The organism is Haloarcula hispanica ATCC 33960 (assembly GCF_000223905.1).
Classification (GTDB): domain Archaea; phylum Halobacteriota; class Halobacteria; order Halobacteriales; family Haloarculaceae; genus Haloarcula; species Haloarcula hispanica.
The window spans coordinates 857,878-882,185 of the sequence record NC_015948.1; the positions used below are offsets into that span (position 1 = coordinate 857,878).

General features: G+C 64.7%; 16 protein-coding genes. 8 read left to right on the forward strand and 8 right to left on the reverse strand.

The annotated features are described in order from the left end of the window. Nucleotides 1-61 precede the first annotated feature (61 nt). Nucleotides 62-841 (forward strand): SAM hydrolase/SAM-dependent halogenase family protein, encoded by a 780-nt coding sequence (locus tag HAH_RS04445; RefSeq protein ID WP_014039832.1) that lies wholly within the window; start codon nucleotides 62-64, stop codon nucleotides 839-841. Between the two features lie 129 nt (nucleotides 842-970). Further along, complete coding sequence (gene proS, locus HAH_RS04450) at nucleotides 971-2,425, forward strand: proline--tRNA ligase (RefSeq protein ID WP_014039833.1); 1,455 nt, start codon at nucleotides 971-973, stop codon at nucleotides 2,423-2,425. Between the two features lie 12 nt (nucleotides 2,426-2,437). Here proS and HAH_RS04455 read toward each other — a convergent pair whose 3' ends face one another. Beyond that, entirely contained in the window at nucleotides 2,438-3,397 is a 960-nt protein-coding gene (locus HAH_RS04455) for a patatin-like phospholipase family protein (protein ID WP_014039834.1), read from the reverse strand. A gap of 489 nt (nucleotides 3,398-3,886) precedes the next feature. On the opposite strand from HAH_RS04455, the gene HAH_RS04460 reads away from it, so the two are divergent. From HAH_RS04460 to HAH_RS04470, 3 genes are all read left to right on the forward strand, one after another. After that, the gene (locus tag HAH_RS04460; RefSeq protein ID WP_014039836.1) at nucleotides 3,887-4,300 is read left to right on the forward strand and encodes a CBS domain-containing protein; all 414 of its coding nucleotides are present in this window, start codon (nucleotides 3,887-3,889) and stop codon (nucleotides 4,298-4,300) included. A 154-nt stretch (nucleotides 4,301-4,454) separates the two neighbouring features. Further along, nucleotides 4,455-9,002, forward strand: a complete 4,548-nt coding sequence (gene gltB, locus HAH_RS04465; RefSeq protein ID WP_014039837.1) for a glutamate synthase large subunit — start codon at nucleotides 4,455-4,457, stop codon at nucleotides 9,000-9,002. 187 nt (nucleotides 9,003-9,189) lie between these two features. Next, a complete protein-coding gene (locus HAH_RS04470) occupies nucleotides 9,190-10,161 on the forward strand; it encodes a prohibitin family protein (protein WP_014039838.1) in 972 nt (323 codons plus the stop codon). A gap of 60 nt (nucleotides 10,162-10,221) precedes the next feature. Here the strand turns inward: HAH_RS04470 and HAH_RS04475 are convergent, their stop codons facing one another. Continuing rightward, nucleotides 10,222-10,782 (reverse strand): type IV pilin, encoded by a 561-nt coding sequence (locus HAH_RS04475; protein WP_023843170.1) that lies wholly within the window; start codon nucleotides 10,780-10,782, stop codon nucleotides 10,222-10,224. Nucleotides 10,783-10,995: 213 nt separating this feature from the next. Here HAH_RS04475 and HAH_RS04480 point away from each other — a divergent pair, with 213 nt between their 5' ends. Further along, entirely contained in the window at nucleotides 10,996-11,979 is a 984-nt protein-coding gene (locus HAH_RS04480) for an NAD-dependent epimerase/dehydratase family protein (RefSeq protein WP_014039840.1), read from the forward strand. A gap of 3 nt (nucleotides 11,980-11,982) precedes the next feature. Here HAH_RS04480 and HAH_RS04485 read toward each other — a convergent pair whose 3' ends face one another. Further along, the gene (locus HAH_RS04485) at nucleotides 11,983-13,047 is read right to left on the reverse strand and encodes a TrmB family transcriptional regulator (RefSeq protein WP_014039841.1); all 1,065 of its coding nucleotides are present in this window, start codon (nucleotides 13,045-13,047) and stop codon (nucleotides 11,983-11,985) included. 183 nt (nucleotides 13,048-13,230) lie between these two features. Then, nucleotides 13,231-15,795, reverse strand: coding sequence for a glycoside hydrolase family 3 protein (locus tag HAH_RS04490; protein ID WP_014039842.1), 2,565 nt, complete (start codon nucleotides 15,793-15,795; stop codon nucleotides 13,231-13,233). A gap of 142 nt (nucleotides 15,796-15,937) precedes the next feature. Between HAH_RS04490 and HAH_RS04495 the strand changes: the two genes are divergently transcribed. After that, complete coding sequence (locus HAH_RS04495; protein ID WP_014039843.1) at nucleotides 15,938-16,996, forward strand: NAD(P)-dependent glycerol-1-phosphate dehydrogenase; 1,059 nt, start codon at nucleotides 15,938-15,940, stop codon at nucleotides 16,994-16,996. On the opposite strand, the gene HAH_RS04500 is transcribed toward HAH_RS04495, so the two are convergent. The 3 genes from HAH_RS04500 to HAH_RS04510 form a co-directional block, all read right to left on the reverse strand. After that, nucleotides 16,993-17,508 carry an NUDIX domain-containing protein gene (locus tag HAH_RS04500; protein ID WP_014039844.1) on the reverse strand — a complete coding sequence of 172 codons (516 nt, stop codon included), beginning with the start codon at nucleotides 17,506-17,508 and terminating at the stop codon, nucleotides 16,993-16,995. The two genes, HAH_RS04495 and HAH_RS04500, sit on opposite strands and share 4 nt — an antisense overlap. A 120-nt stretch (nucleotides 17,509-17,628) precedes the next feature. After that, nucleotides 17,629-19,437, reverse strand: a complete 1,809-nt coding sequence (locus HAH_RS04505) for a S9 family peptidase (protein WP_014039845.1) — start codon at nucleotides 19,435-19,437, stop codon at nucleotides 17,629-17,631. Between the two features lie 74 nt (nucleotides 19,438-19,511). Next, nucleotides 19,512-21,296 carry a DUF2339 domain-containing protein gene (locus HAH_RS04510; protein ID WP_023843172.1) on the reverse strand — a complete coding sequence of 595 codons (1,785 nt, stop codon included), beginning with the start codon at nucleotides 21,294-21,296 and terminating at the stop codon, nucleotides 19,512-19,514. A 128-nt stretch (nucleotides 21,297-21,424) separates the two neighbouring features. Between HAH_RS04510 and HAH_RS04515 the strand changes: the two genes are divergently transcribed. Next, on the forward strand, nucleotides 21,425-22,483 hold the full coding sequence (locus tag HAH_RS04515) for a glycosyltransferase (protein WP_014039847.1): 1,059 nt from the start codon (nucleotides 21,425-21,427) through the stop codon (nucleotides 22,481-22,483). A gap of 48 nt (nucleotides 22,484-22,531) precedes the next feature. On the opposite strand, the gene HAH_RS04520 is transcribed toward HAH_RS04515, so the two are convergent. After that, on the reverse strand, nucleotides 22,532-24,271 hold the full coding sequence (locus HAH_RS04520; RefSeq protein ID WP_014039848.1) for a Na+/H+ antiporter NhaC family protein: 1,740 nt from the start codon (nucleotides 24,269-24,271) through the stop codon (nucleotides 22,532-22,534). Nucleotides 24,272-24,308 lie beyond the last annotated feature (37 nt).

Consider the following 24,308-nt stretch of genomic DNA (forward strand, 5'->3'; position numbering starts at 1 on the left):
CTCTGTTACCAAGGCACAAGATTATACAGGTTCACCGACGTGGTAGCGACCGGAGCCTTTCATGAGCACGTTCGTCCATCTCATCGCGGACTACGGCCCGGCCGATCCGGCATTCTCGGAGGTCGTCCACCGTCTCACTGCCGCAGACCCGACGATTACCGTCCAGTCGACCGAGGTGCAGCCGTTCTCGACGGTCGCCACGGGGTTCTGGATCGCACAGCTGGGCGCTCACAATCCCTCGTTCGACGACCTGCTGATTTACTCGAACACCGCGCCACGAACCACGGAATCGACGCCGGAGCGGGCCGACACCGGCGGGCCCCTGTGCTATCTCGAACTGGACAACGGCGTCCCCGTCGTCGCCGTCGACGCCGGCTACAACCTCTCGTTTATCGCCGGCCGCGCGACGACCTTCCGCGAGATCGAACTGCCGGCCGACACCGGCCAGTTCCGCTCGCGGGACGTGTTCCCGCGCCGGGTCGCCGAAATCGCGAACGGGAACCGCTCCTCGCTCGGGGCGGAGCGCTCACTCGACGACGTCCCGGCCCCGCCCGAGTCCGTGGTCTGTCACGTCGACGGGTACGGGAACGTCAAGACCTCGATTCGAACCTCGGAGTTCGAACCCGGTAGTGACACAGTCGCTGTCGAACTTAACGGCGCATCCCGAGAGATCGTCGTCAGGGACGCTGTATCGGACGTTCCGGAGGGGTCCCTCGCTATCGTCCCGGGGTCGGCTGGAGGTGGCGACCCGTATCAGGAGCTGTTCTTGCGCGGCGGCTCCGCGGCATCGGCCTTCGGTACCCCGGAGCCCGGAGACAGTCTCTCTATACGGGCGGAATAGAGCTGAGATCGACCTCCGCTACGATGGTCCTCGCGGCGCGAAGCGGGGCATCGAACTGGTCCGGTCGGCGTGCCAGCGGCTCACCACCCTTCGGGGAGTTTATTAGCGCCGTGGGCCACGACACACCTAATGAGTGGCGAGCAGGAACTCGGCATTACCGAGAGCAAGGAGCATTCACCCGGCGAGTGGTACGCCGAGGTCGTCCAGAAGGCCGGCCTCGCGGACTACGCCCCCATGGGCGGGTTCATCGTCACGCGACCACGCGGCTACGCCATCTGGGAGCGTATCCAGAACAACCTCGACGGCTGGTTCAAGGACACCGGCGTCCAGAACGCCTACTTCCCGCTGTTTATTCCCGAGAGCTATCTGGAGAAGGAGAAAGACGTCGTCGAGGGGTTCGACCCCGAGGTCGCGTGGGTGACCCACGGCGGCCACGATGAACTCGAAGAGCGCCTCGCGGTTCGGCCCACCAGCGAGTCCATCATCGCGCCGTTCATGGCCCAGTGGACCCGCTCGCACCGGGACCTCCCTTTGCGGTTGAACCAGTGGTGTTCCGTTGTCCGGTGGGAGGCCACCGAGACGAAGCCGTTCTTCCGCACTAAGGAGTTCCTCTGGCAGGAGGGCCACACTGCCCACGCCGACGAGGACGGCGCGTGGGAGGAGACGATGACTCGTCTAGACCAGTACGCTCGCCTCTACGAGGAGGTCATGGCGATGCCGCCGCTGAAGGGCCGCAAGCCCGAGCACGACAAGTTCCCCGGGGCACACACCACGACGACCATCGAGACGCTGATGCCCGACGGCAAGACCGTTCAGGCCGCCACCTCTCACTATCTGGGGACCTCCTTCGGCGAGGCGTTCGACATCACATACGCCGACGCCGACGAGGAGGAGAACACCGCCCACACGACCTCGTGGGGGCTGTCCTGGCGCGCGATGGGCGCGCTCATCATGACCCACTCCGACGACCAGGGGCTCGTGCTCCCGCCCGCGCTCGCACCCGATCAGGTCGTCGTCGTCCCCATCTGGCAGGAGGACAACAAGGACGAAGTCATCGACTACGCCGCCGACCTCGCTGCCGAACTGGACGAGGCCGGCGTCCGCGTCGAACTCGACGACCGCGAGCACCGCAATCCCGGCTTCAAGTACAACGAGCACGAACTACACGGCGTTCCTCTCCGAATCGAAATCGGTCCCCACGAGGTCGAGGACGGGGAAGCCACGCTGGTCCACCGGCCCGACGGTGAGAACGCGACCGTCGACCGCGAGAGCATCGCTGACACCGTTACCGACCACCTCGACACTGTCCACGCCAAGCTGTACGCCGACGCCGAGGAGACGCTGGAGGGCGAAATCCGCGAGGCTGAGTCCCGTGAGGAGATTCTGGGCACTATCGGCCAGCACGGCGGCTACGTGAAGTGTGGCTGGTGTGGCGACGCGGACTGTGAGGAACCGATCAAAGACGCTATCGCGGCCGAAATCGTGATGGTTCCCCTCGACCGCGACGAGGAGCCGATCCACGACGACTGCGCCATCTGCGGTGAGGACGCCGAGGAGACGGCGTACTTCGCGAAGAGCTACTGAGAAGGCGGGTGCTTACTCCGGTATCCGGTCCAGAAACGCGCCGGCTTCGGCCCGGCCCGTTTCCATGAGGTCCTCGATGAACCGAGGGTCGCGGTCGCGCTTCGAAGCTGCTGTCAGCTTTTCATCGAGTCCCAGTCGCCGTATCTCGATGTGTTTGAAATCGTCCGGGAGATACCCCTTTTCGACCCATTCGTTGACCTTCCGGACGAAGAACAGCTCCTGATTCAGCGAGAGATTCCCCGATAGTTCCTGCCGGCGGTCGGTGATCTCCGCAAGCGATGTCGGTCGGTCGTCGCGGGTCTGTGGCTCGATCTGGATGACCCAGATCTCGTCCGGTTTCGGTCGGTCGCTGGTCAGGAACTCCCGGATCGGTGGGTTCTGTGAGAACAGGCCGTCCCAGTGCCAGTGACCGTTCAGTTCGACGGCTTTGTACAGCAGCGGGAACGCGGCCGAGGCCAGTACCGTCCTCGCTGTGATGGCATCGTCGGTGAACGTCTCGAACACGCCGCTGTTGACGTTGACCGTGCCGACGGTCACATGCGGTGGTACCTCGTCGGCGAGACTGTCGAACTCGTCGAACTCGATGTGGCGGTCGAGCAGCGATAGGAACCAGTCGTGGCCGACCGCTCCTGGCGTCGCGTAGGGCGAGATGTCGGCCGCAGGGACCATGAGATTCTGTAGTCGCTTGCGCCAGACGAGCGACTCGTTCAGCAGGACCGAGGGCGGTGTCGTGGCGGCGACGTCACACCAGACGTCTCCCAGCAGCTTCTCGGCGTCGTCGGGGCCATCACTGAGCAGTCCGTACCAGGCCGTGACCGCACAGAGCGCGCCACCGGAAGTACCACTCAACCCCACGAGATTGTACTCGTTGTCGACAGTTGGTAGGAGTCGTTGCAGCACACCGGCGGTAAACGCACTGTGGCTGCCGCCGCCCTGACAGGCGATGGCGACGCTGGGTCCATGACCAGACATGGTTTAATTCATATACGAGGGGCTTGCATAGATAGTTGCCGGCCCACCGATACTGCCGGCTGTGAGCCGGTGAAGTGTCTTGCCACCTCTGGGTAGCGGGCATCTTCACTAACACAGCCGGCAGTATGAAGGAAGGATGGGGTCGGGGAGCGTGTGACATTTTCCTCCGTGCCCCCGATGACCACTGCTGTCTCTATGTATATAAATCGCCGTCAGACTACAGTCATACAAACGCCAAACGGCGAACAGATACCGTCGTGGGAACCGTGGATGTATCGCCCATTCTGGGTCATCAGCGGTGGGCCGACAGCCCCGACGTGATCGACCAGTCGGGATGCGGCGTCGGGGAGACAGCGAGCGACTGGTTGGGTGGTGCATTCGTCGGCGCGAGCGCAGAATATTAAGACCTTATATATTTCTCTGCATCGCTGCAATCGGTAAATATCCGGAACCAACACGGTTATACCTCGCCCTATGTTATCGGCTGTCATGGACGACGTGTTTGTCGGACGAATTATGTCATCGCCTGTCACCACTGTTGCTGCTGACGCGAACGCGAAAGCGGTCGCCAAGCGGATGCTCGACGAGAACATCAGCTCTGTTGTTGTCGTCGACGCTGACGGAGCGTTGTTGGGGATTCTCACCTCCACGGATTTCGTCGAAATCGCCGCACAAGGTGGCGATACGACGGCGCTAGACGTGTCTGACTTCATGACGACGGAGCCGGTTACAGTAACGGCAAACGACCCCATCGAGGCGGCCGCAAGCCTGATGCTGGACCACAGTGTCCACCACCTCCCTGTCGTCGATGAGACGGAAGGAGTCGTCGGAATGTTGACGACGACTGATATGACGGCCTACGTTTCGGGTATCGAGCAGTCATCCGCTCCTGTGCTCGGCTGAACAGCGTGTGAACCGCCAGCCTGCGGACGACCGTTTATAAACCATGATACAGTCCCAACAATCGTTATAAATATATACTCCCTAATGTGGGGTTAAACAACACTAATACCATTAGGATTACCCTCTTATAGTGGCATCCCCAGTCGTGAAACACATGGTTGAGCGACAGACAGGTCTCTCTGCAGGCGACGCCGGGCTTGCAGATCCCACGGACGAACGGTCGAACTGTGGCGTCGGGGTCGTCATGGACCTCGACGGCCAGAGCGACCACTGGGTTGTATCGGACGGACTCGAACTCCTCGACAACCTCGAACATCGAGGGACGACAGGAGCCGAGCAAGATACGGGCGACGGAGCGGGCATCATGCTCCAGATCCCCCACGAGTTTTTCGCTGCCGAAGTCGACGCCGACCTGCCGCCCGCCGGCGAATACGCCGTTGGCACGCTCTTTCTCCCGAAAGACGACGAGGTCGCCGGGAGTCTGAAGGACCTCGTCGAGACGGAACTCGCCGCAGAGGGCCTGGACGTCCTCGACTGGCGCGACGTCCCGACTGACAACAGCGACCTCGGCGCGACGGCGCTCGAATCTGAGCCGGACATCGTCCAGTTTTTCGTCACTTCCGCGACGGGCAAGACCGGCGACGCCTTCGAGAATCAACTGTATATCGGCCGCCGGTCGCTCGAAAACACCGTCAAGGAAGCGAAACCACCGGGTCACGAGCGCTTCTATGTTGTCTCGCTCGCGACCGACGTAGTGGTGTACAAAGGCCTGCTCAAGGCCGAACAGCTCGAAGACTACTACCCTGACCTCGAAGACGAGCGGCTGCAGTCCACGTTCGCGATGGTCCACGCCCGTTTCTCGACGAACACGCTGGGCGCGTGGCACCTTGCCCACCCCTACCGCCGTGTCATCCACAACGGCGAGTTCAACACGATTCAGGGGAACATCAACTGGATGCGCGCTCGGGAGACTGACATCCAGAGCGACGAGTTCGAGGGCGACTTAGAGAAAATCAAGCCGATTATCGACGACCCCGAGCAGTCGGACACCGCGAGCGTCGACAACGCGCTCGAACTCCTGCTGCAGGGCGGCCGCGACCTCCCCCACGCGCTCCGGATGCTCATCCCGGAGGCCTGGCGCGGCGAGATGAACGACGTGACCGGTGACCGGCGTGATTTCTATGACTACCACGCCTCGCTGGTCGAACCCTGGGACGGCCCGGCGCTCGTCGCGGCCACCGACGGCGACCGCATCGGTGCCGTGCTGGACCGGAACGGGCTGCGCCCGTGTCGCTACGACGTGCTGGAGGACAACACGCTCGTGATGTCCTCGGAAGCCGGCGCGCTGGAACACGACGCCAGCGAGATTCAAGAGCGCGGCCGGCTCCAGCCCGGACAGTGTTTCCTCGCCGACCCCGAAGAGGGGCGTGTCATCCCCGACGCCGAAGTGTTCGACGACATCACGGACGACAAGTACGGCGAGTGGGTCGCCGAGGAACAGGTCGCCCTCGACGAGGTCGCCGACCGCGGGGACAACGCGCCCCGGGACCCCGCGGATGCCCTCCGAAGCCACCAGGCCATGTACGGCTACACGTACGACGAGGTCGACCACCTCATCGAGCCGATGGCCGAGAAAGGGAAAGACCCCGTCGGCTCCATGGGCGACGATACGCCGCTGTCGGTCCTCTCGCAGTTCAACCGTCCGCTGTTCACCTACTTCAAGCAGCTGTTCGCCCAGGTGACGAACCCGCCGCTCGACTACATCCGCGAGGAACTCGTCACCTCGCTGGAATCCCGGCTCGGGTTCCAGCGCAACATGCTCGACGAGAGCCAAGATCACGCCCGCCAACTCGTCCTCGACTCGCCGATCCTCACCGACGAGGAGACGGCGTCGATCAAGGACCTGAACGCCAACGGCATGTCCACGAAGGTCATCGATATTACCTACAAAGAGGGCGGCGACCTTCGTCAGGCCGTCGAAGACGTGCGGGCCGAAGCCGACGCCGCTGCCAAAGAGCACGACATCCTCGTGCTCTCGGACCGTTCGGCCAGCGAGGACCGCGTGCCGATTCCGAGCCTGCTGGCCGTCGGTGGCGTCCACCACCACCTCGTCCGCAACGGCCTCCGCAACCACGTCGGGCTCGTCGTCGAGTCCGGCGACCCGCGTGCGGTGCATCACTTCGCGACGCTCATCGGCTACGGCGCTGGCGCGGTCAACCCCTACCTGGCTTACCAGACCATCGAGGATCTGGTCGCTGGACCGGACGGCGCGGACCTCGCCGACGCTATCGACGCCTACATCACCGCCGTCGAGGACGGCCTTCTGAAGACGATGGCCAAGATGGGTATCTCCACCGTGGAGTCCTACCAGGGCGCTCAGATCTTCGAGGCCGTCGGCCTCTCCTCGGACTTCATCGCCGAGTACTTCGAGGGGACGACCTGCCGGACGGAGGGTATCGGCATCGAGGAGATCGAGGACGACCTCACCCAGCGCCACGAAATCGCTTGGAGCGAGGAAGAGCCGGAGATGCCCCGCCAGGGCGAGTACGAGTTCCGCTCGAACGGCATCCACCACCAGTGGAACCCCAACACGGTCGGCAAGATCCAGCAGGCTGTCCGCATGGGTGACTACGACACGTACAAGGAGTTCGCCGAGCTGGTCAACGACCAGAACGAGGAGCTCCAGACGCTCCGTGGCCTGCTTGAGTTCGACTCCGACCGCGAGTCCATCCCCATCGAGGACGTCGAGCCGGTCGAGGACATCGTCGAGCGCTTCGAGACGGCGGCGATGTCACTCGGGTCGCTGTCGCCCGAGATGCACGAGAACAACGCCATCGCGATGAACCGGCTTGGGGCCAACGCCAACACCGGCGAGGGCGGCGAGCCGCCCGAGCGGTTCGACACCGAGAAGGAGTGTACCACGAAGCAGGTCGCCTCCGGCCGCTTCGGCGTCACCTCGGATTACCTCGCGTCGGCCGACGAGCTCCAGATCAAGATGGCGCAAGGTTCGAAGCCCGGCGAAGGCGGCCACCTGCCCGGCAAGAAGGTCAACGAAATGATCGCCCACGTCCGGTACGCGACGCCGGGCGTCGGCCTCATCTCGCCGCCGCCGCTGCACGATATCTACTCCATCGAGGACCTCAAGCAGCTCATCCACGACCTCAAGGCCTCGAACCCCGAGGCCGACATCAACGTCAAGCTGGTCTCCGAGGACGGCATCGGGACCATCGCGGCCGGCGTCGCCAAGGCCAACGCCGACGTGGTCCACATCTCGGGCCACGACGGCGGGACCGGTGCGTCGCCGAAGACCTCAATCAAGAACGCCGGGCTCCCCTGGGAGCTAGGTGTTTCGGAGGCCAACCAGATGCTCCGGGCCACCGGCCTGCGCTCGCGCATTAAGGTGACCACCGACGGCGGCATGAAGACCGGCCGTGACGTGGCCGTCGCCGCCCTGCTCGGTGCCGAGGGGTACACCTTCGGGACCGCCTCGATGGTCACCTCGGGCTGTGTGATGGCTCGGCAGTGCCACGAAAACACCTGCCCGGTCGGCATCGCCACGCAGAACGAGAACCTCCGCGAGCGCTTCCCCGGCGAGCCACAGCACGTCATCAACTACATGACGTTCGTGGCTCAGGAACTGCGGGAGATTATGGCCGAACTCGGCTTCGAGACGGTCGACGAGATGATCGGCCGACCGAGCGTGCTGGCACAGCGCGACGACGTGTCCCAGCCGAAGGCCCAGAAGCTCGATCTCTCGGGAGTTATCGCGGAGCCGGCCGACAACGACGGCCGCTACAAGCAGGAGGAACAGACCCACGAGGTCGACGAACAGCTCGACTGGGATCTCATCGACGCCGCCGAAGACGCCATCTACGACGGCGACCCGGTCGCAATCGATACCGATATCACCAACGTCGACCGTGCGGTCGGGGCGACGCTCTCGAACCGTATCTCCCGCGAGCACGGCGGCGACGGCCTCGCCGACGACACCATCCGGGTGGACTTCGACGGCACGGCCGGCCAGTCCTTCGGCGCGTTCCTCGCACAGGGCGTGACGATGGAGCTGACCGGGACGGCCAACGACTACGTCGGCAAGGGCCTCTCCGGCGGGAAGCTCGTTCTGAACACGCCCGAGAACGCCCCCTTCGACCCGACGGAGAACATCGTCATCGGCAACGTCGCGCTGTACGGCGCGACCCAGGGCGAGGCCTACGTCAACGGCATGGCCGGCGAACGCTTCGCCGTGCGTAACTCCGGGGTCAAGGGCGTCGTCGAGGGCGTCGGCGACCACGGCTGTGAGTACATGACCGGCGGCGCTATCGTCGTCCTGGGCGAGACCGGCAAGAACTTCGCGGCCGGGATGTCCGGCGGCGTCGCCTACGTCTACGACCCCGACGGCGAGTTCGCCGAGAAGGCAAACACCGGCATGGTGTCCCTGTCCGATACCCTCGAAGGAAAGGACCGCCAGATGATCACTCGCCTCGTCGAGAACCACGCCGCCTACACCGACTCCGACCGCGCGGCGGAACTGCTCGATGACTGGGACGCCGAAGTGGAGAACTTCACGAAGGTGATGCCCGACGCCTACGCCGAGGTCATCGCCGACCGCGAGCGCGACGACGTGCGCAACGAGCCGCCGGCCAAGGCCGCGCCGAGTGCCGAAGCCGCCGAAGCCGACTTCGCCGCCTCGACAGACGACTGACGCGCGGTTATTCGGCGGTTTTGGATATCAGTCGGCAATAGCTCGCTTTTTTCGATCACAGTCGAGAGGGAGGTCCGGTAGCCCTAGTGCGACACTGTGACAATCAACCGCTGGCTCTATAGCCGTCGGGCCAAAGTGCGGGACATGGTCCCTGTAAACCAACCGTGGTATCGCATCGGAGCACAGCATGAGTGACATCCCTGACCCTGGCCCTGATTCCGGGTCGGATATCGACATCGATGTCGGCCGCGGCCTCCGTATCGGCGTCAGCATCGTTGTTGCCCTTGCCGTCGCAACGGCCCTGTTCGGTGGCTATCATCAGGTCCCCGAAGGCCACGTCGGCGTCCAGAAATCGTTCGGCGCGGTAACCGGCGCTGAATTCCAACCGGGCGCACACATCATCGTGCCTGTCAAGGACTCGGTCCAGGACGTGGAAATCCGGCCACGGACCTACACCATGGCCAACACCGAGGGCGAAGGCGACAGAGCGGCCCAATCCGATGCGGTGACCGTCCAGACGATAAACGGGACGACGGTCGACATCGACATCACCGTCCGGTACAAGGTCGAAGAAGCGGACGCGTCAGGGTTCGTCACGGAATGGCGGAACGTCGAACAGGCGGAGGAACGGCTTATTCGACCGTCCGTTCGGTCGCAACTCCGTGACGAGGCCGCCGGTATCCAGACAAGCGAAATATACACCAACAGCGGCCGCGAGCGGCTTGGTGAGGCGGCACAGCAGAAACTCGAATCCGCGTTTGAGGGCGAAGCGCTCGTCCTCGAAGAGGTACAGGTCCGTGACGTCGACCTCCCGGACTCGTACGACCAGGCGCTCAACGACAAGGAAATCGCCAAGCAACGCGTCGAAGAGAAGAAGTTCGAGATTCAACAGGCCGAACGCGAGAAGAAGCGTCAGGAGATTCAGGCCGAAGCCGACGCCCGGGTTATCGAGATCCGCGGCGAGGCGCTTCGGGACAACCCGGTCGTGCTGAAACAGCAGTACGTGCAGAGCATCGACGATTCGGATAAGGTCATTCTGGCGACTGACGACGAGGGGACACCGATTATCCTGCAGACTGGCAGGAGTAGCGGCGGAAACACTTCCAGTGCCGATACGGGGTTCTCGACAAACGTGACGAACGCAACGGGCGGGAACTGACCACAGGCAAGAAGGAGCGCCTCGTTCGTTTTTGTCCCGCTGTGCCGGGTACCTGTCGAGTCATGCAGTTAATTCCTGTCGGATAATAACCGCGTTCGACGGGGTGTGCACGACTCGGACGGTTACCGTGTCGCCCGACTGCAAGTCACAGTCCCCGCCTGCGATTCGGAAGATGATAACGTCACCGGGGCGGAACTCGTCCGTAACCAGTGCCCCGGTATCATCGGCACCGCGCTCCGTGAGCGAGCCAGTGCTCTCGTCGAAGAGATCGTCGCCCTCGATGTTGTCACTCTGTGGCCGGTCACCGGATTTCGCCGGCAGATTGACTAACCGCCCGTGCTTTTCAGTTCCGTCACCGCTACAGTCGGCACTGACTGCCACTTCGATATCCGAGACACGGACGACATCTCCAGCAACGTGCGTGATACGGACGATGCCCCCGTCGAACCCATCCTGTGCGGCGAACTCACCGTCTGATTGGCCGATTACGGGCGCTGTATCATCCAACGTCTCCGCGAGGTCAACCGTCGCCATAGACAGCACTGCCGCGAGAACGACAGTTACCGCCACGAGAAGGATAACTGAAATGACCGAAGAGACAGCACGCAACTGACCCGTCACTGGGTCTGCTACTATCCGGTTACATAAAAACACCCGCAACGGGACTGGCATGAGACGTCGTCTTGAACCGTACATTGCCGGTTCTATCATCGCATTCTGCGGAGGAACCGGTCGTCTTGCCGCCCCGGCAAACAATCGGTATCGACTGTCGGACCTGCGGCAGACTCCGGCGGTGAGCCACACTGTTTTGCTGGTCCCGTCCGAGCACAGCGTATGGACAGCGTCCTCGTCATCGGCGGCGGCAGGTTCATCGGCCGACACACGGTCACCGAGTTCCGCGACGCGGGCTACGACGTGACGATGCTCACCCGCGGCCAGCGCTCGAATCCGTTCGCGAACTCCGATGTCACTCACATCAAGGGCGACCGGAACGAGCGGGACACACTCGAAACCGCCCGCAAGCAGATCGATCCCGACGTAGTCGTCGACTGCGTAGCGTATTTCCCGGAAGATGTCCGGGCGGCGACCGACGTGTTTGCTGACGCCGAGGCGTACGTGTACGTCTCGAGCGGCGCGGCCTACGGCGTCGAACGGACGCCCAAACGGGAGGGAGAGACACCGCTTGCAGGCTGTACCGCCGAGCAGGCCACAACCGACAGCGCGGAGACCTACGGGCCACGGAAAGCTGAAGGCGACCGCGAGGTGTTCGCCGCCGCGGAGGACGGCGTGCGGGCGATGAGCGTCCGGCCGACCGTCGTGTACGGCCCCTACGACTACACCGAGCGGTTCGCCTACTGGGTGGACCGCGTGGCCGAGTACGACCGAATTGTGGTACCTAGCGACGGCCTCAGTCTGTGGCAGATGGCCTACGTCGAGGACGTGGCGAGCGCGCTTCGCCTCGTCGCGGAGCGAGGGACGGCCGGCGAAGCCTACAACGTCGGCGACGAGCACGCGCCGACGCTCCGGGAGTGGGTTGACCTGCTCGCCGGAGTACATGACACGTCCGTCGAGACCATCGGCGTCGGCGAGCGTGAGCTCGCGGCGGCGGGACTGGACCCCGACGACTTCCCCATCTACCGCGACTCGCCGCATCTGCTGTCGACGGCGAAGCTCCGCGACCTGGGCTGGTCGTCGACGCCCCACGAGACGGCGCTGGCCGTGACCGTCGCCGAGCATCGGGAGAACGACCGAACCGGCCGGGAGTTCGGCCCGGACCGAGACACGGAAGCGACGCTTATCGACCGCCTGACCGGGTGATCACTACGCCCGGCGGAGCGTCGTGTGCTTGACCTCGTAGTCCTCCAAGAACGCGCCGTATCCGCCGACAGCGATGTGGTCTTGTCCGGTGTCGACGACCAGCGAGTTCTCGAACCCGAAGTCGCTGTTGTGCGGTTCGACGAGGTTCTGTCGGACATCGACCACCTCGCCGGATATCACTTCGAAATCGTCGTCGGAGCCTGTCGGCCGCGCGTACAGGTCGGCGACGACGGACTCGCCGGCCCGGAGCGCGAGCGTGGTCGTGAACACGACGGGGCGGAACATGTCGTACCGGGCCGGAAGCGATGGCGGCCGCGAAAGGAGGACCTCCTCACCTATCGGCCAGTAATTGCCCAGGTAGGAACCGACTAACACCGCCGCGACCGCCTCCTGCGTGAACGTGATCGCGTTCGTCTCGTCGTGGTCCCAGCTGAGCATCGTCGACGGCGAGACGAACCCGCGCTGCTGGTCCGTCGCAAGCAACGAGGGCGCGCCGTCGAGGCCGAGACGGACGGCGTTGGCGACGCCCTCCAGTTCCGTCGTTGCCGCGTCGTAGCTCGACAGCGTCAGAAGCACGAGGATGCCCCGCTCGCGGGCACGGCGGAGCGTGTCGCGGATCTCCGGGAGCCGACGGGCCGGGACCTGGAGCACGACCTCGCATTCGGCGGCTTCGATGTGCTGTTTCAGGCGCTTGATGATGGTCGGTCTGGATTTGACCACCTCGAAGGAGTTGTCGTCGGCCGAGTTGTTCTCGTACCGGGTCTGTACTGCCGTCTCCAGCGTGTCGAGTTCGCGCTTCAGCGTGCCGAAAGCCTCCGACGGGGGCGTCGCACGGATGACCGTCGGCGTCCGATGGTCGTCGACGCTGATGAAGCCGTCCACGGCCAGCGAATCACAGATGTCGTACACGTAGCTTTTGGAGACCCCCGCCGTTTCGGCCACCGTTCGGGCTGTTGCCGGTCCCTTTTCGACCACGGCGAGGTACGTTTCCGCCTCCGTCTCGGAGAGGCCATACTGCTGGAGTCGGTCCCGAACGGGCGCGCTGGGTTGGCGTGTGGAGTCAGGCATGGATGTCCTGCTGAAACCGTGCTGGCTGATTCTCTGTCACTGGATCGCTGTTTCAGCTAATCTAATCGAACATACATAATGATTGGTGGGTGTGGGAGCGGGCCGGCATGTGTCTGTGCGTAGTGGGTATTCGGGGTCCGGTGCGCCGGCGGGAACACCGCGGCGTAGGTCGCGGGACCTGTCTCAGGATCTCCCACGAACCTCGTCGAGCAGGTCAACAACGTCTTCCATGGTGGGGTCGCGGCTGGTGTTGTTGCCGTTACCATTGTTCCCACTATTGCCCCGACCGGGGGTACTCCCTGACCAGTCCGGGAGGCCCGGAACGGGGTCGGGATCGGTGATGCTCGCCGTGTTCTGGACCGTGAGCGTGGCCGTCGGGCCGTCTTGGCCGACAGTAAGTTCGTACTCACCGGCTTCGACGACCTTCGGGCCAAGTCCGAGCACGTCACCGGGAACGACCTCCAGCGCCGTCAGGTCGACAGTCACGTCGACTGTGGTCAACTCGCCGGGGCCCAGCGAGACGCGCTCGTAACCGAGCAGCCGGCGTCTCGGCTGGAGCACTGTGCCATAGGACTGGGTGTTGAACACCTCGACGATGTGCTCGCCGGCCATCCGGCCGGTGTTTGTCACCTCGACGCTGACGGTCACCTCGGACTGGTTCGCCGGGCTGCCGACAGTGGGCTGAGTGACCGAGACGCTCCCGTACTCGAAGTCGGTGTAGGAGAGCCCGTGGCCGTACTCGTAGATTGCGGTGTTATCTGTCCCGCCTGTCGATGTTGGGTCGTAACGGGTGTACTGCACGGGTGTGGTACCAACGTTCTCTGGCCAGCTGAACGGGAGCTTCCCAGAGGGATTGTACTCGCCGACCAGCGTCTCGGCGATAGCGACCCCGCCGTCGCTGCCGGGCTGGCCGGCAAACAGGAGGGCGTCAAGCTGGCTAAACGTTTCTGGAGACCCCCGTGGCGAACCGGCAAGCATGACGCCGATGATCGGCGTCGAATCGTCGGTGGACTCGACGACGGTGTCGAGAAGCGCCTGCTGGGACTCGTCGAGCACCAGTTCGTCCCGGTCACCGAACCCTTCGTTGTGGGTTCCCTCGCCGAGCACGACGACGACGACATCGGATTCAGGTCCAGCCGACTCGACCCGTGACCGCTGCTCGGCGGTAAAGTCGAAGTTACCGTTCTCGTCGCTCTGCTGGTTCTCGCCGTCGCCCTCGCCGGCCCACCAGGTGGTGTTCTCGTACGAGGTGGGAACGTGCGTGAGACTGCCGACGCGAGCGCGGAGCTCCGCTTCGAGGAGGTTCTGGCGCGGGAACGGGCCGCCGGCGCTGGCCCCCTGCCAGCCGAGCGTCCAGCCGCCGTGTTGCATCAGCGCGCGGGTGTTGTTGCCGTTGCTGTCGACGCCGGGGCCTGTCAGCAGGACGCTCTCGTCGCCGGATAGCGGGAGCGTGTCATCAGTATTTTTCAGGAGGACCATCGACTCCTTTGCCATCGTCTCGGCGGTCTCCTGTGCGCCGCCGAGCACGGTCTCGATGCGGGACTCGTCGACTGTCGGCTGCTCGAACAGGCCGAGGTCGGCCTTTAGTTCGAGGATCCGCCGGACTGCCTCGTCGATGCGCTCCATCGGGATGGCGCCGTCCTCGACGAGGCTGACCACGGTGTCGATGAACTGAACCGGGCCCGGCGCGTCACCGCCGTTGCCGATCATGTACATGTCGACGCCGGCGTTGATCGCCATCTCGGTCGCCGTCTCGAAGTCGGGTGCGTAGTCGTGGTTCGTGATCATCCGGTTCAGGTCGTCCCAGTCGGAGACGACCATCCCCTCGTAGCCGTAGGTGTCCCGGAGCAGCGTCGTCAACAGCCAGTGGGAGGCGTGGGCCGGAACCCCGTTTATCGAGCCGCTGTTGACCATCACCGTGCCGGGCTCTGATTCCAGTGCCTCCCGGTACGGCGGGAGGATGTTCGTCCGGAGGTCACGTAGCGATGTCGAGGCCGGTGCGCGGTCGTTGCCGTTGTTCGGGACGGAGTAGGCCGCGAAGTGTTTGACACACGCCGTCAGCCGGTCGTCGTCCTCAAGCGCTCGCGCCCGCGCTCGCGAGACATCTGCTTCGAGTTTCGGGTCCTCGCTGATGCCCTCGAAGAAGCGGCCCCAGCGGGGGTCCCGCTGGAGGTCCGTCGTCGGTGCGAACGTCCAGTGTGCCCCCATCGACGCCGTCGCGTCGCTCGTGTGCCGTTCGGCCTCCGCGATCAGACTCAGGTCGCGCGTCACACCCATGTTCAGCCGCTGGGGGAACACCGTCGCGCCCTCTAGCAGCCCGTTGCCGTGCGTGGCGTCGACGCCGTAGAGGAACGGGATGTCGTGGTCGGCGTTGTCGAGGTTGTACTGCTGTAGGGCGTTGATGCCCTGGACTACGGCGTTGGCGTCGAAGCTCGGCGGCTCGGCCCCACCCGAGAGGATCGACCCGATGCCGAGTTCGCTGAAGTACTCGCCGACCGTGTCGACCCCGAAGCTGTCGGGCACGTTCGATTCCTCCGGCTCCGCCTCGAAGGAGCTAATCGCGACCTGTGTCATCTGGGCCGCTTTCTGCTCCAGTGTGAGGTCGCCGATGAGCGAATCGACGTCCGGTTGCGCCGCGGCGGTCCCAACACCTGCGCCGGTGGCGGCCGCTGCCGTGGCCACACCGGTCGCTTTCAGAAATGTCCGCCGAGACGCCTGCATACCGTCGTCAGTCGTGTCATGTGCCATGACAGGCGCACCCAAACAGTGATGTTAATAATTGTTTTTGGAAAACTGGCGTGTAATTGTTGTCAAAAGATTTCGGTTACTGCACAGTCGGACCGCCAGTTGCACCTAAACTGTTTTCACGCGTGCCCGGAGACAGGCAACCATGTTCGAGAAACGCACCTGGATTCGCCTCCCCCGGAACGTCGTGGTCGGGCACGGAGTCCTCGGGCAGACGATAGAGGCCGTCAGCGAACTCCACCTGACTGGCCGGCCGCTGGTCGTCTCCAGTCCGACGCCACACGATGTCGCCGGCAAGCGGGTCGTCGCACAGTTCGAGGACGAGGGGTACGACCCATCCGAGATCGTCATCGAGGAGGCCAGTTTCGACGCCGTCCAGCAGGTCATCGACCACGCGAGCGACATCGACGCGGGCTTCCTGCTTGGTGTCGGCGGTGGGAAAGCTATCGACATCACGAAGATGGCGGCCGACGACCTTGGACTGGGGTTCGTCTCGGTGCCAACGGCCGCGAGCCACGACGGCATCGTCTCCGGCCGCGGCTCGGTCCCCGAAGGTGATACGCGCCACAGCGTCGCCGCCGAACCGCCGCTGGCCGTCATCGCCGACACCGAGGTGCTGGCAGAGGCCCCCTGGCGGCTGACCACTGCTGGCTGTGCCGACATCATCTCGAACTACACTGCGGTTCGGGACTGGCAGCTCGCCCATCGCCTGAAGAACGTCCACTACTCGGAGTACGCCGGCGCGCTCTCCCAGATGACCGCCGAGATGCTCGTCGAGAGCGCTGACTCGATAAAGCAGGGGCTCGAGGAGTCATCCTGGATTGTCGTGAAAGCGCTCGTCTCCTCCGGCGTCGCGATGTCCATCGCTGACTCCTCCCGGCCGGCGAGCGGCGCAGAACACCTGTTTTCCCACCAGCTGGACCGGCTCGTCCCCGACGGCGCGCTCCACGGCCATCAGGTCGGTGTCGGCTCGATAATGACCGAGTACCTCCACAGCGGCCAGAAAGGCAAGTGGCGAGACGCCAGAGACGCGCTGGCGGCCATCGGCGCGCCGACGACGGCAGACGAACTTGGTATCGACGACGAGACGGTGATCGAAGCGCTGACCACAGCTCACCAGATCCGCGACCGCTACACGGTGCTCGGGGACGGTATGAGTGAAGAAGCGGCGATCGAAGCGGCGACGGTCACCGGCGTTATCTAAACCAGTTCCGCGACCGCGACATCGCTTGAGTCGTCCCATCGAATCGACGCTTCGGCCTCAGCGACCGTCTCGGCGTCACTGCCGCCGGGCGCGGCCCTGTTGATTTCGGCGTCGAACACGATACTGAGTCGATACACCGTCTCGGCGTCCGGGTCTGCCTCGTTTCGCACACCACAGATGGTCGCCCGAACCGCGTCCCGAATGGTACACGAGACGCCGGCTGTTTCGGTGACGACTCGTTCGGCCGCTGCCGCCGGCCGCTCGGCCCCCTGTGTCTGTCCCTGTGGTATCTCCCAGGACCCGTCGGCGTCGCTGAGTAGCACGTCGCCCGACTCGTTGTGGACGAATGCGTGTACGTCCACCTGTCCTTCCCGTGAGCGCTCGACAGCACGCTGGTACGCCTCCGAACCCACCGAAAAGGTGGTCTGGTCCACCGGCGTCGAGCCGAACTCCTGTTCGAGCCGGGCGAGGCGTTCCTGCACCCGCGCTCGCGAGCGCTCGGCTATCTCCATACGAAACGGTGCTTCGGCAGCGTAATAAATCCGCCTGAACGCTCTCACAGTTTGAAACTACCCTGTGCGCCGGCTGTGATCCCCCGTAATACCGTCCGTCACAGCATTCGGCCGGACCTCTCAGACGTGCTCGTTGAGGAACTCGACGACAGCGGTGTAGGCCTCGATGCGGTTCTCCCGCTTGCTGATGCCATGTCCTTCGTCGTCGAAGACGAGCTTCTCCACGGGAACTCCCCGTTCGGCCGCCTGCTCGGCGATCTGCTCGGCCTCGCCGACCGGAACACGCGGATCGTTGGCCCCGTGGAGGACGAACAGCGGCGCGTCGATGCGGTCGACGTTGTTGATCGGCGAGATGGATTCGAGGAACTCCCTGTCCTCGTCGAGAGAGCCGTACTCGGCCTCGCGGAGTTCGCGTCGCCAGTCACCGGTGTTCTCCAGAAACGTCACGAAGTTGGCGATGCCGACCACGTCGACGCCGGCCGCCCAGAGGTCGGGGTACTCCGTCAACGCCGCCAGCACCATGAAACCGCCGTAGGAGCCGCCCATCGCCACGATTCGGTCGGGATCGACAGCCGAGTGATTGTGGAGCCAGTCGACGCCGGCCCGTAGGTCCTTTACCGAGTCCATCCGCTTTTCGACGTCGTCGAGGCGCGTGTAAGCCTTTCCGTAGCCGGTCGACCCGCGGACGTTGGGCTCGAAGACCGCGTACCCCCGCGAGAGGAAGTACTGGGTCAGGCCCGAGAACGACGGCCGGCGCTGACTCTCCGGGCCGCCGTGGATGTCGACGATGACGGGCGTGTCGCCGTCAGCACTGGCCCCGTTCGCACCGTTCGGCAGGGAGAACAGCGCTGGAACCTCTCGCCCGTCGAAGGAGTCGAACCGGACGACCTCTGGCTCGATGAACGTCTCGCGCGGGATGCCGGCCGTCGAAGCGGCCGTCCACTGTTCGCTCTCGCCGGTTTCGGCCTCGACGACGAACACGTTGGTATTGACCCGCCGCCCGGTGACGCTAACGGCGAAACGCTCGGCATCGGGGCCCCAGGCGACGCCGCCAGCCAGCCCGCCCGGCAGGTCCGGCGTCGGGAACGTCTCAATGGTTGTCGGCCCTGTCAGTTCGCCGACGGTGAGTTCGTTGTAGCCGTCGACGTTGCGCGAGTACACGAGACGGCCACTGTCCTTATCAAGTGCGACACCGTCGATGTTCCACTGGTCGTCCGAGCGCACGATGTCGAGGTCGCCTTCAAGCGAGAGGCGGGCGAGTTCGAGCGTGTCGCTCTCGGCGTCGGTGACGAGATACACCGCATCGCCCTCCGGCCCCCACGACGCGCTCGTGTACCTGACCTTCCCCTCGTGTGGCGTGAGATGGCTGAGGTCTTCGCTATCGATGTCCAGCACGTAGATGTCCTGGTCGAAACTGGAGTGGGCTTCGCTGACCAGCAGGCGCTCGCCGTCGGGCGAGAAGCCACCCACCGAGAGCCAGCCGTCGCCCTCCCAGACCAGTTCCGCGTCGTCGCCGGTTGCGTCGCGGTCCTGCACGTAGATGTCGAAGGCGGCTTCGTCGCGGCGGTTCGACGCGAAGGCGAAGCGCTCGCCGTCCGGCGACCAGCCGCCCCAGCGGTGTTTCGCGTCGGGCATCCCGGTGAGGTCGTGGACGCGCCCGTCCGCGTCGAGCCGGTACAGTTGCGCCCGCTCGTTGCCGCCCTCGTCCATGCCGAAGACGAGTTCCTGGCGCTCGGGCGAGTAGTCGACGAAGCTCACGGTGTCGTCATAAAAAGTCAGTTGCTCGGGCCAGCCCTGTGGCTCGGTAAGCGACCAGAGCTGGGCGACGCCGGTCGTATTCATCAGGAAGGCGAGCGTCCCGTCCGGCGCGAACGAACTGCCGTAGGCGCTCCGGACGTTCAGATAGCGAGAGAGGTCGTACGCGGTCACAACCGGTGGGAGGGCAGGGACCGGCAAAACCCTTTGTGGCGGCCGTGGTCTGATTCAGCGGAACGCGGCGGCTGTTATCCAGCTAGTCGCTTGAGTGGCTCCTCACCCTGCCAGCGGGCGTACGCGTACGAGGCGACGAGGAGGATGCCACCCAGTACGAGGAACGAGAGGGTCCGGGCGAGCGTATCGAGCCCCTGCGTGTCGTAGAGGAACACCTTGGTCGTCACCAGGCCGAGGACGACGACGCCCTGGAGTCGACGACTGCGGTCGTCCAGCGCGAGGCCAACCCCGACGAACGCGAGCCCCAGGACGGCCCACGCAACCGACAGCCCCGCCCCCGAAAGCTCCAGTCCCAGAAGCACCACCGCGAGCCCGGTCGCTGTCCAGACGTACGGCGCAGCCACCGAGAGTTCGCGGTCAGTGCTTGGCACCGTCGTCGATGCGCCGCCGAACCACCGACCGAGCGCGTAGAAGACCGCGATTCCCAGCAGGTATGCGGCTGGTCGCCCCATCGCGGTCGCCAGCGGGTCCGCGAGCGAGAACGCCGGTAATTCGGTCGCGTCCACGGCGAGCAGTTTGGCGACGGTCCCAACGGCGACGAGGTGCCCGCCGATACGAACTGCCCTCGCGTCGCGGCGAAATCCGAGCGCCAGCGCCCCACAGAGCAGGAGGAGGAGCCCAGCGGTCGCGAGGAACGGGTCGGCCCCGAGGACGACGCTGATGGCGAGTAGCACGACGGCCAGCACCCCAGCCGCGCTGTCTTGCTGTCCGAGGCGTGACTCCGTGACGGCGTAGACGCCGCCGAGAGCGAGTCCGACTGCGCCGACAGCCACCCCGTCCGGCGCTGTCGGGATGAGTCGACGAACGACGCCTTCCAGCAGGATCGCGGCGAACACGGCATTGAGCCCGGTCGTCGCTTCCACCAGTCGGCGGTGCCATCGGTCCGTTCGGTCGCTTGCACGGAGCACGTACACACCAGCGGCGTAGACGGCGAACGTCGCGACGAGAACAGCGGTGGCAACCGCTTCGGGTGGCTCTAGCCTGTTCATCCAGGCGATGTGGAGCACGTAGGCCGGGAGGACGCTCCCGAGGACGAGCCGGCTCCACGGCCGGACGGCGGCGATGGTCACCAGCCCGGCCGTGAGAAGCACGACGTAGGCCGGCGAGACGACGAAGGACGCGGCGTCGAGTCCGACGTAGGCCGTGACGTATCCCAGCAGGAACGCCTCACCGGCAACGGCCGGCGCGTGGTCCCGCACCGAGAGAACCGCGGTGGCGGCCACGAGAGCCGTCAGGACGAGCAGGACCGCCCACAGCGGCGCTCCGATGGCGGCGCGGTACGACTCGAAGCCGTAGGCCGCGTAGACGCTGAAATACGCGATGGCGAGGCCGGTCCCCGCGACGAGCCGACCCCATCGGTCGTAGCCCTGCCGCTCGGCGGCGTACCGACCGCCCGCGAGCAGTATGAGCCCGCCCGCTGTGCCGGTGAGCACACGCCCGAGCGGGCCGAGGTAGCCCGCTTCGATAGCCAGACGAATGAAGAAGACGACGCCGACCACCAGCGCGAGCCCGCCGACCCCGCCGAGCCACTTCATCCCGATGTCGCGCTCCCAGTTCCGCTCGTCGACAGGCGCGTCGCTGTCGGCTGTCTCGCCGGTCTCTGGCGCTGTCTCCGAACCGTGTGTGGCCTCCGATTCGGGAGCCGCCGTGTCCGCTTCAGTGGTTGCAGTTTCGTCCCCGACAGACGGAGGCGGGTCGGTGTCCAGTTTCGATTCCAGGGCGGTGATGCGTGTCTGGAGGGCATCGACCTCGGCGCGGAGGTCACGTACTTCCGCTTCGAGGTCGTCATCATCGCTCATACACTGACACGTTGCGCAGTCGCTGTAATAAACATCCAGTCGAACGACAGTTCCGACGGCCAATCCGCCATCTGTCGCCGTCAACCGCGAACGGGTGGATTTTTGAGCGGCCACGTCGTCGCACCTGTATGCGTGTCGCGGTCGTCGCCATGGAGACGAGTCAGTACCGGGACACAGTGGGACGGACCCGGCTGGAGCGGGTGGCTACCGAACTCGCCGCTGCCGGTCACGACGTGACCGTGTTCTGTTCGCAGTGGTGGCCGGGATTCGACAATCAGCGCGAGCGCGACGGCGTCACGTACCGCGCCGTCACCGTCTCGCCGACCGTCCCCTCCTTCTGTGTCCGCCTTCCGGCCATGCTCGCCCGGTTCCGCCCGGATGTCGTCCACGTTCACCCGACGCCGTCGTCGGTCGCACTCGCGGCCAAGACCGGTGCAACGCTCTCTCGCGCGCCGCTTCTCACGGAGTGGTATGGGGACGAAGACGTGCCCGAAAGCCGCCGGGCCAACCTCGCGCTCCGCGCGTCGGACTGTCTCGTCACCCCCTCCGAACTCGTCCGCACGCGGGTCCGCGAGCGGGGAGCGACGGCGGACCAGACCGCGATTCTCCCACAGAGCATCGACATGGATCTTGTCCGGGAAGTCGACCCCGACGAGGAGATCGACGTGGTGTACGCCCATCGGCTGGACGGCAGCGCGAACGTCGAGTCGCTGCTGCTCGGACTGGCGGAACTCAGACAGAAGGGTTGGTCGGCGACGATCATCGGCGACGGCCCGGAGCGGGAGTACTACGAACAGGAGGCGGCCGACCTCCGCATCGACGACCGCGTGACCTTCGCTGGCGCGTGCGACATCGAGGAGCGCGTCTCGATCTACAAGGGTGCGCACGTATTCGTCCAGACGGCATTCCGAGAGTGTTTCGCAACGGACCTCCTCTGGGCGATGGCCTGTGGCTGTATCGGCATCGTGGAGTACCAGGCCGAGTCGTCGGCCCACGAACTCATCGAGCAGCGCGACCGTGCCTTCCGGGTGACGAACCCACAGGAAATCGCCGACAAAATCGCCGAATCGGCCGACTTCGAGCGCCGGACCGTCGACGAGTCCTGTGCCGAGTTCGACCACGCACAGGTCCGTGCAGAGTACGAGGACCTGTACGAGTCACGTATCGAGGAGACCGGTCTTTTCTAATCGGAACGCCGTTCAGACGCGCTGACGACGGGGACAAATCGCCACCAGTCAGTACGGGATGACGCGGAACCCTTCGGGGAGCACCAGCCCGAACACGAGGAACAGCGCGGCCGCGATACCTGCCGCGATGAGAGCGTAGGGCGCTTGACTCCGGACGTGGACCATGTGGTCGCTCCCGCTCGTCGACGACGCGAGGACGGTCGTGTCGCTGATGGGCGAGGTGTGGTCGCCGAAGATGCCGCCGCTGAACACCGCGCCGAGGACGAGCGGGAGGTTCGCGCCCGTCGAGAACGCGAGCGGGATGGCGATGGGGAACATGATGCCGTAGGTCGACCACGACGAGCCATCGGAGAAGCTAACAAAGGAAGTCACGAGGAAGACGCCCACCGGAATGATGAACGCCGGCACGCCGCCGAAGACGTTCGTCACGAACGACGAAATACCCAGTATCGTCACCGCGTTCTGGATGGAACTGGCGAACATCAGGATGACGGCCGCAAGGAGGATGCCCTTGAAGCCGACCATCATCGCGTCGGTGGCATCGTCGTTGGACGGGATGTCGCCCTTCCAGCGATACAGCAGGAAGGCGAGGATGAGTGCCGAGAAGGACGCGAGACCCAACTGGACGCCGCCGATGTTGAACGCCCACGGGCCGCTCGGCGGCGTGATGAGCTGCCAACTGCCGAGCTGGAGCAGCGTGGCCCCCATCCCTTCCTTCCCCTTGACGTAGATGACGGGGCTGGCCCGCCAGAACATCGCGCCGAGGCCGACGACGATCATGGTGAGAATCGGCCAGGCGAAGTTCCGCCAGTCCGGCGTCGCGGTCTCTGACACCTCGTACTCGTCCATCTCCGCGGAAATCATCGGGTCGGCGTCGTCGCCGACGACTTTCCCCTCGTTTCTCGCTCGGGATTCCTCCGTCCCCATCCCGTAGATGTTTGGCACGACCTGCCACGCGACGAGTCCCGCGAGACCGAGCGCGATCCAGGAGTAGAAGCCGGTAAACAGCGTGTTGAAAAACAGCGGCCAGACGGCACCGGTCGCCGCGGTGACCTGCTCGCCGCCGGTGTTCACGAAGTTGGTCATGCCCGAGGGCAGCGTCCCCTGCTGCTGTGCCTCGACGAGGCCGCCTCCGATGAAGCCGACCATCGCCGCTCCCCACGTCGAGTAGAACGCGAGCCGGGACGCCGGGGACCCCGCTGAGTCGACGTAGTAGGCCAGTTTGGCCCGCGAGACGTCGAACTTGTCGGTCAGCGGGCGCATCATCGAGCCGACCACGAGACAGTTGAAGTAGTCGTCGATGTGGATTGCGATACCGGCCAGGAAAGCGGCCTTCTCGGCGTCTGCGGCGGATTCAGCCCGCGCCACCAGCGCCTCCAGCACGCCCTGTATCGCACCGGCTCGAATCATTAGTCCGATCAGCCCGCCGATGGCGAAGATGGCGAGCAGGACGTTCTTGACGTACCATTCCCCGAACAGCGGGGCCGTGGCGATGATTTCCGGCACGAGCTTCAGCCCGAAGAGCGCTCCGAGTACGATGCCACCGACGCCGACCGTCCAGGGACTCCCGTCTTCTGCCTGTGGCTGAACGGTCGCCACCTCACCGCCGGCGGTGATCAGATCGGACGGGACCCCGACAGCCTGGGGGTGTAATGCGCCGACCAGCACGCCTGTGATGACGATGCCCACGAACAGCCCGATAAGAGCGTCCCGGGTGTACCAAGCGAGACCGATAGCGACGAGCGCGGGAACGACAGACCACGGTCCAGCCGCGATTCCCTCAACCATGCCGGCTGGTCTAAGTGGCGCTATATTAATGTACGTG